The sequence below is a fragment of the Acidovorax sp. SRB_14 genome (assembly GCF_012932145.1).
GTDB lineage: Bacteria > Pseudomonadota > Gammaproteobacteria > Burkholderiales > Burkholderiaceae_C > Simplicispira.
Window position 1 is genome coordinate 81029 of sequence record NZ_MWOK01000014.1, and the last position, 17430, is coordinate 98458.

The 17430-nt window shown below is 67.6% G+C and carries 15 protein-coding genes and 1 pseudogene; 3 read left to right on the plus strand and 13 right to left on the minus strand.

Features of this window, described 5'->3' with window-relative positions; all coding sequences use genetic code 11:
• Nucleotides 1-64 precede the first annotated feature (64 nt).
• The 8 genes and pseudogenes from B2J86_RS12285 to B2J86_RS12320 form a co-directional block, all read right to left on the minus strand.
• Nucleotides 65-1252: pseudogene (locus B2J86_RS12285) on the minus strand (acetyl-CoA C-acyltransferase family protein).
• A 42-nt stretch (nt 1253-1294) separates the two neighbouring features.
• Nucleotides 1295-2092, minus strand: a complete 798-nt coding sequence (locus B2J86_RS12290) for an enoyl-CoA hydratase/isomerase family protein (RefSeq protein WP_173025734.1) — start codon at nt 2090-2092, stop codon at nt 1295-1297.
• 137 nt (nt 2093-2229) lie between these two features.
• Nucleotides 2230-3999 (minus strand): long-chain fatty acid--CoA ligase, encoded by a 1770-nt coding sequence (locus B2J86_RS12295; protein ID WP_173025746.1) that lies wholly within the window; start codon nt 3997-3999, stop codon nt 2230-2232.
• A gap of 35 nt (nt 4000-4034) precedes the next feature.
• On the minus strand, nt 4035-4853 hold the full coding sequence (locus B2J86_RS12300; protein WP_173025735.1) for an ABC transporter ATP-binding protein: 819 nt from the start codon (nt 4851-4853) through the stop codon (nt 4035-4037).
• Nucleotides 4854-4859: 6 nt separating this feature from the next.
• Complete coding sequence (locus tag B2J86_RS12305; RefSeq protein WP_173025736.1) at nt 4860-6041, minus strand: ABC transporter substrate-binding protein; 1182 nt, start codon at nt 6039-6041, stop codon at nt 4860-4862.
• 49 nt (nt 6042-6090) lie between these two features.
• A complete protein-coding gene (locus B2J86_RS12310; RefSeq protein ID WP_173025737.1) occupies nt 6091-7128 on the minus strand; it encodes a branched-chain amino acid ABC transporter permease in 1038 nt (345 codons plus the stop codon).
• 46 nt (nt 7129-7174) lie between these two features.
• Entirely contained in the window at nt 7175-8053 is an 879-nt protein-coding gene (locus B2J86_RS12315; protein ID WP_173025738.1) for a branched-chain amino acid ABC transporter permease, read from the minus strand.
• Nucleotides 8053-8898 (minus strand): ABC transporter ATP-binding protein, encoded by an 846-nt coding sequence (locus B2J86_RS12320; protein ID WP_173025739.1) that lies wholly within the window; start codon nt 8896-8898, stop codon nt 8053-8055. Before B2J86_RS12320 ends, B2J86_RS12315 begins: the two co-directional genes overlap by 1 nt.
• 132 nt (nt 8899-9030) lie before the next feature.
• On the opposite strand from B2J86_RS12320, the gene B2J86_RS12325 reads away from it, so the two are divergent.
• A complete protein-coding gene (locus tag B2J86_RS12325) occupies nt 9031-9732 on the plus strand; it encodes a TetR/AcrR family transcriptional regulator (protein ID WP_173025740.1) in 702 nt (233 codons plus the stop codon).
• Nucleotides 9733-9844: 112 nt separating this feature from the next.
• Here the strand turns inward: B2J86_RS12325 and B2J86_RS12330 are convergent, their stop codons facing one another.
• From B2J86_RS12330 to B2J86_RS12350, 5 genes are all read right to left on the minus strand, one after another.
• Nucleotides 9845-10678 (minus strand): type I restriction-modification enzyme R subunit C-terminal domain-containing protein, encoded by an 834-nt coding sequence (locus B2J86_RS12330; protein ID WP_371736485.1) that lies wholly within the window; start codon nt 10676-10678, stop codon nt 9845-9847.
• On the minus strand, nt 10630-11283 hold the full coding sequence (locus B2J86_RS18005; protein WP_216842383.1) for a restriction endonuclease subunit S: 654 nt from the start codon (nt 11281-11283) through the stop codon (nt 10630-10632). The genes B2J86_RS12330 and B2J86_RS18005 overlap by 49 nt, the downstream gene beginning before the upstream one ends.
• A complete protein-coding gene (locus tag B2J86_RS12340; RefSeq protein ID WP_173025741.1) occupies nt 11280-12842 on the minus strand; it encodes a class I SAM-dependent DNA methyltransferase in 1563 nt (520 codons plus the stop codon). Before B2J86_RS12340 ends, B2J86_RS18005 begins: the two co-directional genes overlap by 4 nt.
• 168 nt (nt 12843-13010) lie before the next feature.
• The gene (gene cueR, locus B2J86_RS12345) at nt 13011-13469 is read right to left on the minus strand and encodes a Cu(I)-responsive transcriptional regulator (protein WP_216842384.1); all 459 of its coding nucleotides are present in this window, start codon (nt 13467-13469) and stop codon (nt 13011-13013) included.
• Nucleotides 13466-13663 carry a heavy-metal-associated domain-containing protein gene (locus B2J86_RS12350; RefSeq protein WP_169168919.1) on the minus strand — a complete coding sequence of 66 codons (198 nt, stop codon included), beginning with the start codon at nt 13661-13663 and terminating at the stop codon, nt 13466-13468. Before B2J86_RS12350 ends, cueR begins: the two co-directional genes overlap by 4 nt.
• 150 nt (nt 13664-13813) lie before the next feature.
• On the opposite strand from B2J86_RS12350, the gene B2J86_RS12355 reads away from it, so the two are divergent.
• Together B2J86_RS12355 and B2J86_RS12360 are read left to right on the plus strand one after the other, a co-directional pair.
• Complete coding sequence (locus B2J86_RS12355) at nt 13814-16087, plus strand: cation-translocating P-type ATPase (protein ID WP_173025742.1); 2274 nt, start codon at nt 13814-13816, stop codon at nt 16085-16087.
• Between the two features lie 110 nt (nt 16088-16197).
• Nucleotides 16198-17430, plus strand: a 1233-nt coding sequence (locus tag B2J86_RS12360; protein WP_173025743.1) for a methyl-accepting chemotaxis protein, incomplete at its 3' end; no start/stop codon positions are given.

The window sequence follows — 17430 nt, forward strand, 5'->3', positions numbered from 1 at the left end:
AAGACTGGATAAGGGTTGGAGGCCAAAAATACCAAAACCTGGCCTGGCCGCCGATTCCCCCGTGTCATACGCGCTCGAAGATGGCGGCAATGCCCTGGCCGCCGCCGATGCACATGGTCACGAGCGCATGGCGCCCGCCCGTGCGGTGCAGCTCGGCAATCGCCTTGGTCGTGATGATGGCGCCCGTCGCGCCGACCGGGTGGCCCAGCGAGATGCCCGAAGCGTTGGGGTTGACGCGGGCGGGGTCGAGGCTGAGCTGCTGGACCACGGCGCAGGCCTGCGCGGCGAAGGCTTCGTTGGACTCGATCACATCGAGGTCTTGCACGCTAAGGCCGGTGCGCTGCAGCAGCTTTTGCGTGGCGGGGACGGGGCCGATGCCCATGTAGGCGGGCTCGACGCCTGCGTGCGCCCAGCCGACCAGGCGCGCCAGCGGCTTGAGGCCCAGCGCCTGCACGCGCGCGCGCGAGGCCAGAACCACGGCGGCCGCGCCGTCGTTGATGCCCGAGGCGTTGCCGGCGGTGACGGTGCCGCCGTCTTTCTGAAACGCGGGCTTCATGCCGGCGAGCACGTCGAGCGTGGTGCCGGCACGCACATGCTCGTCGGTGTCGAACAGCACGGTGCCCTTGCGCGTCTTGATTTCGACCGGGACGATCTGCTCCTTGAAGCGCCCCTAGGCGATGGCATGGGCCGCGCGGCGCTGGCTCTCTGCGGCGAGCTGGTCCTGCATTTCGCGGCTGATGTTGTAGCGCTCGGCCACGTTCTCGGCGGTGATGCCCATGTGCATCTTCTGCCAGGGGTCGTGCAGGATGCCGAGCATGTAGTCGATGCTTTGGGCGTCGCCCATGCGCGCGCCGTAGCGCGCGGCGGTGTCGAAGTAGGGCCCCCGGCTCATGGATTCGCTGCCGCCGCCAATCGCGATCTCGCAGTCGCCATGGCCGATGGCCTGCGCGGCCGAGACGATGGCCTGCAGGCCCGAGCCGCACAGGCGGTTGACGTTGAACGCGGGCGTCTCGATCGGGCAGCCGGCGTCGATGGCGGCGACGCGCGCGAGATACGCGTCCTTGGTGTCGGTGGGGATCACGTTGCCCATCACGACGTGGCCGATGGCGTCGGGCGCGAGGCCGCTGCGCTCGATGGCGGCGCGCACGGCAGTGGTGGCCAGCTGGGTGTTGGGCACGTCCTTGAGCGCGCCGCCGAAGGTGCCGATGGCGGTGCGCGCGGTGCTGAGGATGAAGATGTCGGGAAAGGCCATTGGGCGATCCTTGTAGCGGTGCAGAGACAAAAGAAAAACGGCTCAGCGGCCTTCGAAACGCGCGGGCTGCTTGGCGAAGAAGGCCTCGATGCCGGCGCGCATGTCGTGCGTGGCGGCGCAGCCGGCAAAGGCGCTGGCCTCGGCCTGCAGCTGGGTGGCCAGGTCGCGGTCAAACGCGGCGCGCATCAGCCGCTTCATCGCGCCATAGGCGAGCGTCGGCCCGTGGGCGATGCGCTCGATCAGCGCGGCGGCAGCGGTGTCGAGGTGCTCGGCCGGCACCACGCGGTTGACCAGGCCCAGGCGCAGCGCGTCGGGCGCAGTGAGCGTGTCGCCCAGCAGAGCGATCTCGAGCGCGTGGCCCAGGCCGACCAGGCGCGGCAGCGCCCACGAGGCGCCGACGTCGCAGCTGGTGCCCAGGTTGATGTAGGCCAGGTTGAAGCGCGTGCCTTCGGCGGCGATCACGAAGTCGGCCTGCAGCATCAGCGCCAAGCCCGCGCCGGCGGCCACGCCGTGCACCTTGGCGATGACGGGCGCGTTCAGCGTGGCCAGCACCTGCACGGCCTCGTTGAGCGGCCCGAGCAGGTCGGCCGCGCCCTGCACCGGGTCGGCGCGCAGTGTGGCCAGGTCGCCGCCGGCCATGAAGCCCTTGCCGGCGCCGCACAGCACGACGGCGCGTACGCTGGCATCGGCGGCGATGCTGCGCACGGCAGCCAGCAGCGCCTGCGCCATGGGCACGTCGATCGCATTGAGGGCGCCGGGGCGGTTAAAGCGCAGCGTGGCGACGGCGCCCTCGCGCGCGACGTCGAGGGGGGAGGCGGCAGAGGCAGAAGAGGGCGACATGGAGGACTCCTGAAAAGGGAGCGCATAGCGCATGCCGGGCAAGCGTTTGCGGCACAGATTGCCATGAAACGCTTGCAGGTCATGCACCAGGTGCTCCTGTTTTTGACAAATGCCCGCCGGGGCGGGCGGCGTGGCGCTCAGTGGTACAGCGCCTCGATCTCGGTGGCGTAGGCTTTGTAGATGCTCGAGCGCCGCACCTTCATGGTCGCGGTGACTTCGCCGTCGTCGTGGTCGAGTTCCTTCAGTAAAAGATGGAACTTGCGGATCTGCGAGACCTGCGCGAGGCGCTGGTTGCCGCGCGCGATCTCGGCGTCGATCAGCGCGCGCACCTGCGGCAGCTCGACCAGCGAGCGGAAGTGCGTGAACGCGATGCGCTGCGCCTCGGCCCACTGGCCGACCGTGTCGTAGTCGATCATCACCAGCGCGCCGACGAACCTGCGGCCCTCGGCGACGACCACGCACTCCTTGATGTAGGGGCTGCCTTTCATGGTGTTCTCGATCTCGGACGGCGTCAGGTTCTTGCCGCCGGCGGTGATCATGATGTCCTTCAAGCGGTCGACGATCCTGATCTGTCCGCGCTCTTCGCGCACCACGTCGCCGGTGTGCAGCCAGCCGTCCACGATGCTCTCGGCCGTGGCCTCGGGGTTCTTGTAGTAGCCGGCAAACACCATCTCGCCGCGCAACTGCAGCTCGCCATTGGCGGCGATGCGGTGCTCGACGCCGAACGTTGGAATGCCGACGGTGCCGATGGCGACGTGGCGTGGGTCGTGGCCGAGCACCATGCCGGTCGATTCGGTCAGGCCATAGACCTCGATCAGCGGCACGCCAAGCACGCGGAAAAATCGCACCACGTCGGGCGGGATCGGCGCCGCTCCCGTGAGCGCGACCTGTACCTGGCGCAGGCCGATGAAGTTCTGCAGCGCGCGGAACACCAGCCAGTAGCTGGCGGCGAAGCGCAGCCGCTCGGCCAGGCCCCAGGCGCTGCGCGGCTTCTCGGCCAGCGGCTGGCAGGCGGCAAAGGCGCGGTCGAACAGCCGGCGGCGCAGGCCCCCGGCCTCCTGCAGCTTGATGCTGATGCTGGCATGCATCTTTTCCCAGATGCGCGGCACGCCGAGGAACAGCGTCGGCGCGATCTCGCGCAGGTCTTCCTGCACGGTGCGGATCGACTCGCCGAAGTGCACCTGCGCACCGGTGTAGATGGGCACGAAGGTGGTCAGCATCTGCTCGGCGACATGGCACAGCGGCAGGTACGACAGGTGGCTGGTGCCCGCCGTGATGCCCAGGCGATCCACGATGCCCGGCACCACGCCGCGCATGTTGCGCCAGGAAATCATCGCGCCTTTGGGCTTGCCCGTCGACCCCGACGTGTAGATCATCAGGCCGATGTCGTCGAGTGTCTGGCGCGCCAGCGCCGCGTCGATCGCGGCGCTGTGGCCGACGGCGGCGCCGGCTTGCTCGACCTCGGCAAAGGTCACGATCAGGCCGCGCTGTGTGGGCGCGAAGCTGCGCAGGCCCTTCGGTTCGATCACCACGATCTTGCGCAGGCGCGGCAGCTGGTCGAGCGCTTCGAGCAGCTTGTCGGTCTGTTCCTGGTCCTCGCAGACCATGATCTCGATGTCGGCGTGCGCGACCACATAGGCCACCTCGGCCGACGGGCTCGTGGGGTACACGCCCACCGCGACGGCGCCGACCAGGCCGGCGCCCATCTGCGCGAGCACCCACTCGGTGCGGTTCTCGGACAGCACGCCCACATGGCCGCCGTGGCCCAGGCCCAGCGCCTGCAGGCCCAGGCCGAAATGGCCGGCGCGCTCGTGGTAGCCGGCCCAGGTCAGCGGCTTCCAGATGCCAAAGTCTTTTTGCCGCAGGGCCACGCGCTCGGGCGTGCTGCGGGCGCGCTCGCGCAGCATCTGCGGCAGGGTCAGGTCAGGGAGTGCTTGCGGGCTCACGAGAGCCACCTCTTTCTGCGCTTGTAATGCTTGATGTCTTTGAAACTTTTGGCCTCGCCGCCGCCGCCCATGCCGAGGTAGAACTCGCGCACGTCGGGGTCGCTCGCCAGGCGCGCGGCCGAGCCGTCGATGACGATCTTGCCGTTTTCCATGATGTAGCCGCTGTGCGCCACGGCCAGCGCCACGGTGGCGTTCTGCTCGACCAGCAGCATGCTGGTGCCGCGCTCGGCGTTGATGCGCGCGATGATGCCGAAGATGTCCTCGACGAGCTTCGGCGAGAGGCCGAGCGAGGGCTCGTCGAGCAGGATCAGCTGGGGCTGCGCGACCAGCGCGCGGCCGATCGCAAGCATCTGCTGCTCGCCGCCCGAGAGGTAGCCGGCCAGGCCCTTGCGGCGCTCGTGCAGGCGCGGGAAGTAGCGGTAGACCAGGTCGAAGTCGGGCTTGGCGCCGCTCCGCCCGGTGAGGGCGTAGGTCGCGGCGACGAGGTTTTCCTCGACCGTGAGGTCTTCGAACACGCGCCGCCCTTCCATCACGTGGAACAGGCCGCGGCGCACCAGCTGCTGGGGCGCCAGCGCCGCGGTCGGCTGGCCGTTGAACAGCACGCTGCCGCTTTCGAGCGCGCCGTCTTCGAGCGCCAGCAGGCCCGAGATCGCCTTGAGCGTGGTCGATTTGCCCGCGCCGTTGCTGCCCAGTAGCGCCACGATCTGGCCGCGCGGCACGGCCAGCGACAGGCCGCGCAGGGCCTGCACCACCTTGTTGTAGATGACCTCGATGTTGTTGACTTCGAGGACGAGGTCGGTGCGCGGCGCGTGCATGGCTGCCTACAGCTTGATCCAGTCGGAGGCCGCAACCATCTTCTGCGCCTTCATGTCGGCCTTGTAGACGCGGCCCACGGGGATCGAGTTGCCGCTGATGGTGATCGGCACGCCGATCAGGCCGCCGGTGTCGAAGTCCTTGATGGAGTTGAGCGCGGCCTTGAGGTTGTCGCCCGTGAGCGGCTTGTTCGCGTCGAGCGTGCGCTTGGTCGCCTCGGTGAACAGCATCGCGGCGAGGAAGCCCTGGATGTAGGCCGTGCTTTGGTACTCGGGGCGCAGCGCGCGGATCTTGTCGAGCATCGGCGCCTTGGCCGAGGTGTCGTAGTAGTAGCGGTAGGGCATGACGCCCATGAAGCCGTCGCCGGCCTCGCCCATCTTCATGACCGTGGAGCTGTCCATGGTCCAGAAGGTGCCCATCCACTTGCTGGTCATGCCCATCTGCTTGCCCTGGGTGATGAACTCGGGGATCGGCGCGAGGATGTAGCCGTGGAAGATCGTGTAGTCGGGCGCGGCGCGGCGCAGCTTGATGACCTCGGTGGACACGTCCACGCTGCCGGCCGGCGTCATGATCTTGACCGGCACCGAGAGGCCGAGCTTCTTGGCCAGCGCTTCGCTCGACTCGATCGGGTCGCGGCCGAACTCGGAGTCGGAATAGACGAAGGCCACCTTGGCGCCGGGTTTCTCCTTGGCGATGTGCTTGAGCAGGATGCCGAACATCTCGGTGTAGTCGGGGCCAACCAGGAACTGGTGCGGGTACTTCTTCGGGTCGTTCAGCTCGGTGGCGAACGAGGCGCCGGTCATCAGCATGCTGCCGCTGCGCTGCAGTTCGGGGTTGATGGTCTTGGAGAACGCGGTCGAGTCGCCGTAGTAGAGGTTGACCTTGTTCTGGCTCGTGATCTTCTTGTAGGCGGCCACCGAGACATCGACCTTGTAGCCGGTATCCTCGGGCACGTAGCGGAGCTTGCGGCCCTTGATGCCGCCGGCGTCGTTGACCATCTTCACGTAGTCGCCCATGCCGGCATTGATGCCCACGCCGGCAAACGCGAACACGCCCGTCATGGGAATCGAGCCGCCGATGACGATGTCTTCGCCGCCGGCCTGGGCATGCGCGGCCAGCGGTGTGGCCAGGGCGGCGCCGGCGGCCAGCAGCAGCGAGCGGCGGCGCTGGGAGGTCAGGGTCTTGTGCATGCTTGTCTCCTTGGGGTGGTCACGATGTCAATGTCCGGCAGCACCCCCGCTAGTTGCGGAACGGCCACAGGTGGAAAAAGCGGCGAATGCGCCGCCACACTTCTGCGAGCCCCTGCGGCTCGAACACCAGAAAACCGATGATCAACAGGCCAAAGACGATGGTGCGCACGGGCGAGAGGAACACCGTCAGTTCGGTGCCGCCGGGCAGCAGGTCGACGACAAGCTTGAGCAGCTCGGGCACCATGGTCATGAACACCGCGCCCAGCACCGCGCCAAGGATGGTGCCCATGCCGCCGACGATGATGGCGGCGAGAAAGAAGATCGACATCAAGAGCGGAAAGCTCTCGGGCGTGACGACGCGGAAGAAGTAGGCCCATAGCCCGCCCGCGACGCCCGCATAGAACGACGAGAGGCCGAACGACAGCAGCTTGTAGCGCAACAGCGGTATGCCCAGCACCTCGGCCGAGATGTCGCGGTCGCGAATCGCGATGAAGGCGCGGCCCACGCGCGTGCGAAACAGGTTGGCCGCACCCAGCAGCATCAGCAGCGTGACCGGAACGATCACCCAGTAGAGCCGGAACGAGGTGTCCAGCGCCGCGCCGAACAGCGTGGCCGGCGGCACCGTCAGGCCCGCCGTGCCGCCCGTGAACGCCAGGTTGGCGAACAGGAAGTGCGCGATGAACGAGGCCGCGATCGTGGCGATCGCCAGGTACAGACCCTTGACGCGCAGCGACGGAATGCCGACCACCAGGCCGCCGAGCATGGCGACCAAGCCACCCGCGAGGAGGTTGAGCAGGAACGGCGTGCCCAGGCGCAGCTCCAGAATGGCCACGGTGTAGGCGCCCAGGCCCATGAAGGCCGCCTGGCCCAGGCTCACGAGGCCGGTGTAGCCGGTGAGGATGTTGAGGCCGGTGGCGCTGGCGACATTGATGCTGACCAGGCACGCGAGGTACATCCAGTAGTCGCTGGCCATGAACGGGAACAGCAGCAGCAGCGCGGCGGCCACGGCGAGCCAGACCTTTTGCGTGCGCGAGTCGAACAGCGCCGCGTCGGCGGTGTAGCTTTCCTTGAGGGTTCCGATGCGCATCAGCGCTCTCCTGGTGCTGTGCGGTGGAAGGGGGCGCGCATCGGGGTCACAGCCTTTCGATGTCGCGCGTGCCGAACAGCCCATAGGGGCGCAGCATCAGCACCACCACGAGCACGATGAAGGTGGCCAGCAGCTTGTAGGCGCCGCCCAGGTAGCTGCCCGCCAGCGCCTCGACGAGGCCGATGAACAGGCCGCCGATCAGCGCGCCGAGCACGCTGTCGAGCCCGCCGACGATCACCACCACGAGCACTGAGAGGCCGAACACGCCCATCGACGAGGAGATGCCGCCGATCGAGCCGACGATGATCCCGGAGACGGCGGCGATCATGCTGGAGGCCACCCAGGCGAGCGAGAACACGCGCGGCACGTTGATGCCGACCGAGTAGGCGGCGCCCTGGTCGCTGGCGGTGGCGCGCAGCGCCACGCCGCCGCGCCAGAAGCGGAACACCAGCAGCACGGCGGCGATGAAGAGCAGCGCGATCATGGCGCCCCAGAACACCTTGGGCGCGAGGAAGGCGTCGCCGACCATGATCGGCTGCGCCGGCATGAAGTCGGGCAGGCGGCGCTGGTCGGCGGTCCAGATCAGCTCGACCAGGCCGACGAGCACCGAGCCCAGGCCCACGGTGACCATGAAGACCGAGATCGGCGGCTCGCCGAGCAGCGGCCGGATCATGGTGCGCTCGACCACGGCGCCGAGCAGCCCCGAGCCGAGCACGGCCGCCGGAATGGCGAGCCACAGCGGCAGCGCGAACGTGGCGGCGAAGGTGAAGAACAGGTAGGCGCCGGCCATCAGCAGCTCGCCGATGGCGATGTTGACCACGCGCGTGGCCTTGTAGACCATGACGAAGGCGAGCGCCGCGAGCGCGTACAGCCCGCCGCCCGACAGGCCGGTGAGGCAGATCTCGAACAGGTAGGCCCAATCCATCACGGCACCCCTGCGGTGGCCTGGAACCTGCGGCGCAGGTCGCCCACATCGCCCGAGCCCAGGTAGGCGCGGTTGACTTCGGGGTCGGCCTGCACCTCGGCGGGCGCGCCCTGGGCGATGACTTGGCCGAAGTTGAGCACCACCACGTGGTCCGACAGGTCCATCACCATGCCCATGTCGTGCTCGACCATGAGCACCGTCACGCCCCACTCGGCGCGCACGTCGAGGATGAAGCGCGCCATGTCCTCGGTCTCTTCGCGGTTCATGCCGGCCACGGGCTCGTCGAGCATCAGGATCTGCGGCTGCATGGCCAGCGCGCGCGCCATCTCGACGCGCTTTTGCAGGCCGTAGGGCAGGGCCGAGACTGGGGCGTGGCGGATGTGGTCGATCTCCAGAAAATCGATGATGCGCTCCTCGATGTCGGCGCGCAGCTGCGCCTCTTCGCGGCGCGCGCGGCCCAGGTAGAGCAGCGCATCGAGCACGTTGGTTTGGAGGTGCGCGTGGCGCCCGAGCTTGATGTTGTCGAGCACCGTCATGCCGCGGAACAGCGCGATGTTCTGGAAGCTGCGGCCCAGGCCCAGCCTCGCGCGCTGCGGCGCCGGCACGCGCGTGATGTCCTGGCCGCGGAAGCGGATGCTGCCGGCGCTGGGCCGGTAGAAGCCCGAGATGGTGTTGAACAGCGAGGTCTTGCCGGCGCCGTTGGGGCCGATCACGGCGGTGATGGAGCCGCTCTGCACCGCAAAGCCCACGCCGCCGAGCGCGCGCACGCCGCCGAACGCCAGCGTGACGCCATCGACCTGCAGCAGGGGGGCCGCCGCCGGGCTGCCAGTGGGGGTGGTCTCCATCGGTCTTCGGGTATGAGGGTTTGTGCGGGCCGGACGGTTATTACTCTTACGTAAACTGCTTACTCACGAGTAGAGTTTGTGTCCTGTCCCGGCCCTCGGGCATCGGAACTTACCCGCGGACGCGCCCCCACCATGCCCACCCGAAACCCCCGCGCACCGCGCCCCCCGCCCGCTTCGCCCTGGGCGCCCGCGCCCGACCGCGAGCTGCAGCGCCAGGCCAAGCGCGACGCGGTGCTGCAGGCCGGCGCGCAGCTGTTCAACGAACGCGGCTTCCATGCCACCTCGCTCGACGACATCGCCGCGCGCCTGGGCGTGAGCAAGCCCACGCTCTACTACTACGTCAAGAACAAGGACCAGATCCTGATCGAGTGCGTGCGCCAGGGTCTGGAGATGACCATCGCGGGCATCGAGGCCTCGCGCGCCGCCGGCGGCCAGGCGATCGACCAGCTGATGGCCTGCATGCGCGTCTATGCGCACATCGTCACCATGGATTTCGGCATGTGCCTGATCCGCGTGGGCGACGAGGAACTGCCCGAGGGCAGCCGCAAAGAGCTGCGGCGCCTCAAATCGGCCATCGACCACGAGTTCCGCCGCCTCGTCGCGGCCGGCGTGGCCGAGGGGTCGCTGGCGCCGTGCGACCCGAAGATGACGGCGTTCGTGATCGCCGGCGCGCTCAGCTGGATCGGCCGCTGGTACCACAGCGGCGGCGACTACACGCCCGAGCAGATTGCCGAGCAGTGCATTGCGACACTGTGCGCGGGCGTGCTGCGGCGGCAGGACGTGGCGCGCGTGGGACCTCGGACGCGCAAGGCAACAGCCACCTCCAAAAAGTGACCGGTTTGCACGCCGTAATTTACGTTCAGGGCGTTTCAGTCGGAAACTAAACAGGGCATGAGTCGGTAAATATCGTTTTGAGATTGATATTTCGGGGACTGTGATGCCGGTATCAAGCTACTGCCTGGCGTAGTTCGAATGCCTCCAGCGTCGAGAACAGGCGTTCCACATTCGCCGCGTCAAAAACCCCCTCGGGCCCTTGGGAGTGGATGTCGGTGAATGGCGAGGCATACAGTCGGTTCGCTGGCATGGCGCCGTGCTCGGTCAGGTGCTGCACGATCTCGTCAATGAACTGCAACTGGCTGGCGTTGGCCGTGCCCGTGGCAATCAAGTCGGCAAATGCAGCCGTAGCGGCCTCGCGGTCCAGGCCTACCAGAGAGCGGATAAATAACGCTAGGCTGGCGTGGATGGCACGGGCACGTGCAATATCTTCGTCGGTGCCTCCTGCTTCGTGCAGCAGGGCTTCGAGCTCTTGCAGGTCGGCGGCAGTCAAGGGCTGGTTGCGGCGCAGCTTGTGCAGCGCCAGTCGGTCTTCGTGGGCGCGCAAAAACACCTTGGCCTTGGCGCGGAAGCGCTCGAAGTCCACCGCACTGGTAACCAAGGGCAATTCCACTTCGGCGGTTTCGCCGATGGCATCTTCAAAGTCGGTATAGAACACCTTGCGGCCGCTTTTCTCGATGAGCTTGATGAGGCTGCGCAGCTTGCGCCGCGCCTGCTCCAGCATGGGCAGGGTCACGTCCTGCCACCACTCGTCGCCCGCCATGGCTTCGATCAGCAGCAGGTGCTCGCGCACGCTGGGCACGTTGGCCAGCTCCAGCAGGCTGCTTGCCAGTTGCTGTACCTTGGTTTGCAGTCGGGCCAGTGCGGGTTCGCTGCGCAGCAGAGCCAGCTGGGTGTTCAGCAGCAGGGCGTCAAAGCGCTTGGCGTCTTCGTCGTCATCGCGCACCCCTTCGGATTCGCCACCGGGTCCCCAAACATATCGAGAAAGAGGGACTGGGTGAGGCTGTCGAGCAGGGCCAGGGCGGTGCGGCGTTGGGTTCGGAGGGTTTCGGCTTGGTCGAGGATGGCGGCGATGCGGCGTTGTTCTTCCAGCGGGGGCAAAGGCACTCGAAGCTCGCCCAATTGCGACAGGCTGAGATTGGAAATCGTGCCTGTGACTGTTGACCCGAGCATCTGGCTGCGCGCATCTTGGCTCTCAAGCCAGTGGCGCAGGTAGCTACGTTCAATTTCTTGTGCTGGTCGAACGATGGCAACTGCTTGGTTGCAGTTCATCTCCGGTGCGCACGAAGGCACAACGCCTGTTCTTCCAATCGTCCCAGCGATGGTGACCAGTACATCCCCACCTTGGATTTGCGAACGTTTCCGAGCGGAATGGGTGTCTGTGTCGATGAACAGCGTGTCTTCTTTGAAGTTGACTTGCCCGCTGAAAATGTTCTGAACGCGCAGAAAGGGAATGCCGGAGTCCGAATGGGCATATCCCAAAGTAGTTGGCGTGGTGCCTTTCGTTATCAGTGACGACAACGAGGCAAGTGAAGAGGTTTTGAAACTCACTTCAACATCCCCTCCAACACCCCCATCCCCCGCGCAATCTCATCCTCCAGCGCCCGCAGCTCCGCCAAGATTTCCCCCGGCGCCCGGTGCTGCACCTGCTCGTGCACCACTTCCTTGTAGCGGTTGATGCTCAGGTCATACCCGTTGGCCTCAATGTCGGCCTTGGGCACGCAGAAGCTCTGGGCGGTGCGGGGGCGGTCGCGTTCGGTGCCGTTGCGCTGGCCCCAGCGCTCCAGCACGTCGGGCAGGTTGTTTTTGGCGTGCTCTGTTTCTGATAGCTGGCTGCGCTTGTCCATAAAGCGCTGCAGGCCTAAAAGGCTTGTATCGAGCAGGGGTTGGCGCTTGTCGTCCAGGCTCCAGCCGTCGGCTTGCATGTCGTAGAACCACACGCTGTCCGTGCCGCCGCTCATGGTTTTGGTGAAGAGCAGGATGGCGGTGCTGACGCCCGCGTAGGGCTTGAACACGCCGCCGGGCAGGCTGATGACGGCATCCAACTTTTGCTCTTCCACCAGCTTGCGGCGCAGTTCTTTGTGCGCCTTGCTAGAGCCAAACAGCACGCCGTCGGGCACGATGACCGCCGCGCGGCCACCGGTTTTGAGCAGGCGCAAAAACAGCGCCAAAAACAGCAGCTCGGTTTTTTTGGTTTTGACGATGCTTTGCAGGTCTTTGGCGGTGCTCTCGTAATCGAGGCTGCCGGCAAACGGCGGGTTGGCGAGGATGAGGCTGTACGCCTCGGCGTCGCCGGCTGCGCCTTGCGAGAGCGAGTCGCGGTATTCAATGGCCGGGTGCTCGACGCCGTGCAGCAGCATGTTCATGCTGCCGATGCGCAGCATGGTGTTGTCGAAGTCGTAGCCGTGGAACATGCCGTTGTGAAAGTGCGCGTTTTGCGCCGGCACGCGCAGCATGTCGGGGTAGGTGGCGCGCAGGTATTCGCCTGCGGCCACCAAGAATCCGCAGGTGCCCGAGGCCGGATCGCAAATGGTGTCTTGCGGCACGGGTGCCGTGAGGGCGACCATGAGTTCAATGATGTGGCGCGGCGTGCGGAACTGGCCGTTTTGCCCGGCAGAGGCGATCTTGCCGAGCATGTATTCGTACAGGTCGCCCTTGGTGTCGCGGTCGTCGAGGGGGATGGTGTCGAGCAAATCGACCACCTTGGCCAGCAGCCCTGCGGTGGGGATGGTGAAGCGGGCGCCCTGCATGTGGTGTGCAAAGGCCGATTCGGCCGCCGGGCCGCCCGAGGCTTGCAGCCCGCGCAGGAAGGGGAAGACCTGGTTGCTGAGCACGTCAAACATCTCGGCCGGGGCCATGTTTTTGAAGCGGGACCAGCGCATGTTCTCGTGCGGGCGACCTTGCGCGTCTACGCCTGCGGGGATGAGGTGCACGGGCTGGGTCTTGAGGCGCAGGGCCTTGTTGTCTTCGCGGGTCTGGTCGCTGTCGAGGGCGCGCAGGAAGAGCAGGTAGGTGATCTGCTCGATGACTTCAATGGGGTTGGCGATGCCGCCGGACCAGAAGGCGTTCCAGACCTGATCGACCTTGTTTCTCAATTCACCAGTAAGCATGGGGGGGCGGGGCAGGGTTTGCGGAGGAAAGCCTGCGAGTCTGCCATGTGCCTGTCATGCCGCGCGCGTGCAAGACCGAGCTATCAAAAAAGTGAGCTGTCTGCGCTTGTTGTATCTATGTTTCAGATAGTTTTGTATCTGAAAACCAATATATACGCGCGCTACAAGCTATTGTTTTGAGAGTCCGCGCTGGCGCACGAGCTTGGATGTAGGCGCGGTGGCTAGGTCGTCGAGGATGGGGCAGTCGGGCCGCTGGTCGCCGGCGCAGCACTGCACCAGTGCTTGCAGGGTACGCTGCATGGCCTGCATGTCGGCGATGCGCGTGGCCAGGTCGGCGATGTGCGCCTGGGCGATGCGCTTGACCTGGCTGCTGGCGCGGCCCTGGTCTTGCCACAGGCCGAGCAGGGTGGCGATTTCGTCCATGGAAAAGCCGAGGTCGCGCGCGCGGCGGATGAAGCGCAGGGTGTACACGTCGGCCTCGGTGTACTGGCGGTAGCCGCTGTCGGTGCGCGCCACGGCGGGCAGCAGGCCGAGGGTTTCGTAGTGGCGCAGCATGCGCGCCGAGACCCCGGCGCGCTGCGCCGCCACGCCGATGGGCACGGGCCAGCCGTGGGCGGCGGTCGTCATGGCGCGACCTGGTAGCCCTCTTCAGCGATGGCGGCGGCCAGGGCCTCGCGGGGCTGGGGGCTGTCGATGTCCACGCGGTTGTGGGCGCGGTCGATCTGCACCACGGCGTGCGGGTCGAGTTCTTGCACGGCCTGGGTGACGGCGCGTTCGCAGTGGCCGCAGGTCATGCCCTGGACTTCAAATTGGTGTTGCATGTTTGCCTTTCAGGATGGGAGGAGGGGACAGGAACTGAACAGGCTGCATCATGAACCTTGACGCCATGGCAAGGTCAAGCCGTGGCAGCGGCCCGCCATTTTTGCCCGGCGCTTGACCTTGCCATGGCGTCAGGGTTTAGGGTAGCTGCCATGAACACCACCACGCTTTCCCCAGCCACCGAAGAAATCGATCTGGCCATCGGCGGCATGACCTGCGCCAGTTGCGTTGGCCGGGTCGAGCGCGCGCTGCGCAAGGTGCCGGGCGTGCAGGACGCCACGGTCAACCTGGCTACCGAGTCGGCGCGCATCCGCTATGCGGTGCCCGCAGGCAGCGACGTGCCGGGCGACGCGCTGCTGCGCCGCGCCGTGCGCAACGCGGGCTACGCACCGCTCACGCCGGCCGCCGCCCAGGCGCGCGAAGACGGCGCCTCGCCCTGGGCCGGCTTTGCGCCCGTGGCCCTCGGGCTGCTGCTGTCGGCGCCGCTGGTGCTGCCCATGCTGGGCGACCTGTTTGGCCAGCACTGGATGCTGCCGGCCTGGGCGCAGTTCGTGCTGGCGACGCCGGTGCAGTTCATCCTGGGCGCGCGCTTCTACCGGGCCGGCTGGCACGCGGCGCGCGCGCTGTCGGGCAACATGGATCTGCTGGTGGCGATCGGCACCAGCGCGGGCTGGGGGCTGTCGGTGTGGCTGTGGCTCACGGCGCCCGCGGGGCAGGCGCCGCACCTGTACTTTGAAGCGTCGGCCGTGGTGGTCACGCTGGTGCTGCTGGGCAAGTGGCTCGAAACCCGCGCCAAGCACCAGACCACGGCGGCCATCCGCGCGCTGCACGGGCTGCGGCCCGATGTCGCACATCTGCTGGGCAAGGGCGGCGAGGTCGATGTGCCGGTGGCCGAGGTGCTGGTCGGCGACCGCCTGGTGGTGCGCCCCGGCGAACGCTTTCCGGTCGATGGCGTGCTGCTCGACGGCGACACGCAGGTGGACGAGTCGATGCTGACCGGCGAGCCGCTGCCCGTGGCCAAGGAAGCGGGGGCGGCGCTCACGGGCGGATCGATCAACGGCGAGGGCCGCGTGGTGCTGGAGGTGCGCGCGGTGGGCGCCGAGACGGTGCTCGCGCGCATCATCCGCCTGGTCGAGGACGCGCAGGCCGCCAAGGCGCCGATCCAGCGGCTGGTGGACCAGGTCTCGAACGTGTTCGTGCCGATGGTGCTGCTGGTGGCGCTGGCCACGCTGCTGGGCTGGCTGTATTGGCCAGGGGCCGGCGTGGGCTTGGAGGTGGCGCTGGTCCGCGCCGTGGCGGTGCTGGTGATTGCCTGCCCCTGCGCGCTCGGGCTGGCGACGCCAGCGGCCATCATGGCGGGCACGGGCGTAGCGGCCCGGCACGGCATCCTGATCAAGGACGCGCAGGCGCTGGAGCTGGCGCACCAGGTCGACACGGTGGCCTTCGACAAGACCGGCACGCTGACCGTGGGCCAGCCGCGTCTGACCGCGTTCCACGTGGAACCGGGCCAGCAGGGTGGGGACGACGAGGCGGCCGTGCTCGCGGCCGTGGCGGCGGTGCAGAGCGGCAGCGAACACCCGCTGGCGCGCGCGGTGGTGCAGGCGGCGCAGGCGCGCGGCCTGGCTGTGGCAGCGCCCGACGCGGTGCGCGCCGTGCCGGGGCGCGGCACCGAAGGCGAGGTCGGCGCGCGCAGCTACCTGGTGGGCAGCCTGCGCTGGATGCAGGAGCTCGGGGTGGACCTGGCCGCGCTGGGCACGCGTGCCCAGGCCTGGCAAAACGCGGGCGCCACCGTCTCCGTGGTGGCCGAACGCAGCGCGCAGGGCCTGGCGGTGCGCGCCCTGATGGCCTTTGGCGACGAACCCAAGCCCGGCGCGCGCGAGGCGCTGGCGCTGCTGCGCGGCCGGGGTCTGCGCACCGTGATGATTTCGGGCGACAACCGCGGCGCGGCCGAGGCCATGGCACGGCGCCTGGGGCTGGACCCGGCCGCGGACGAGGTGCGCGCCGAGGTGCTGCCGGGCGACAAGGCGGCGCAGGTGAGGGCGCTGCAGCACGGAGAGGGGGAGGCCGGGCAGGGTGGCCGGCGCCGCACGGTGGCGATGGTGGGCGACGGCGTCAACGACGCGCCGGCGCTGGCCGCCGCCGATGTCGGCATGGCGATGGGCAACGGCACCGATGTGGCTATGCACGCGGCCGGCATCACGCTGATGCGCGGCGACCCGGCGCTCGTGGCCGCGGCGCTCGACATCTCGCACCGCACGGTCGCCAAGATCCGGCAAAACCTGTTCTGGGCCTTTGCCTACAACGTGGCCGGCATTCCGCTCGCGGCGCTTGGCTACCTGAGCCCGGTCGTGGCCGGGGCGGCGATGGCGCTGAGTTCGGTCAGCGTGGTGACCAATGCGCTACTGCTGAAAAAATGGCGCATGTGACAACTACGTAACGTGAACACGCGAAAGGTCTGGCAAACTGCAACGTTTTGTTGCACTTGCCGCCGGCTGGGCGGCAAGGCGCTTTGTCTCTACCACGAGGAAGTTTCACCATGTCGGTTTATGCGCTCATGCGGCAGTTCACCATCCGTTTTCGCATGCTGGGGGCCATCGCGGTCGTGCTGGTCCTGCTGAGCCTGCTGGGCGGCGCGGGCATGCTGGGCATGTCCCGCATCCAGTCCATGAGCGAGGATTTTGTCGCGCACTCGTTTGCCAAGGTCGGCTACCTGGGTGAACTGCGCGGGCACATGGGTGCGGTGCGCCAGCACGAGAAGGACATGATCATCGCGTACGAGCGCCCCGAGCACGTGCAGAAGGCCCATGCGCAGTGGCTTGCCGGCCTGGACCTGGCGGACAAGACCGCCGAGCGCTTCGTGCAGGCCAGCAACGCCGCCGATGCCGCCACGGCGCGCGGCATCGCGCAGCGCCTGCAGTCCTACCGCGACCAGTTCGCCCATGTGGCGCGGCAGCTCGAGGCGGGCGGCTACGACACCGCGACCATTGCCAACCGCATGAGCGCCAAGGCCGTGGCCGAATTTGCCGAGGCCGACAAGCTGATGGCCAAGCTCCAGGCCGACCTGCGCAACGAGGTGGATGCGGTGGTGGCCGAACAGGGGGCGGTGTCGGTGCAGACGCTGTGGCTGTTTGCGCTGGCGGTGCTGCTCACCGTGGTGGTGGTGGTGCCGCTGACGCTGCTGAACATGCAGTCGATCTGCCGCCCGCTGGTCGAAGCCCAGCGCATGGCGCGTGCCATTGCCGGAGGCGACCTGTCGCAGCCGATTGCGGCCCAGGGCAAAGACGAGGTGGCCGACCTGCAGCGTGCGCTGTCGGACATGCAGCAGGGCCTGGGCGCGCTGGTCGCGCAGGTGCGCGACGCCAGCGGCAGCATTGCGATTGCAAGCCAGGAAATCGCCACGGGCAACCAGGACCTGTCGGCGCGCACCGAGCAGACCGCCAGCAACGCGCAGGAGGCCGTGGCCTCGCTGTCGCAGCTCACCGTGACGGTGCAGCAGACGGCGTCGTCCTCGCAGACGGCCAACCAGCTTTCGGTGTCGGCCTCGGGCACGGCCACGCGCGGCGGCACTGTGGTGCAGCAGGCGGTGGCCAGCATGCACGAGATCTCGGCCTCGAGCCGCAAGATCGCCGACATCATCGGCCTGATCGATTCGATCGCCTTCCAGACCAACATCCTGGCGCTCAACGCCGCGGTCGAGGCGGCGCGCGCGGGCGAGCAGGGCCGCGGCTTCGCCGTGGTGGCCAGCGAGGTGCGCAGTCTGGCGCAGCGC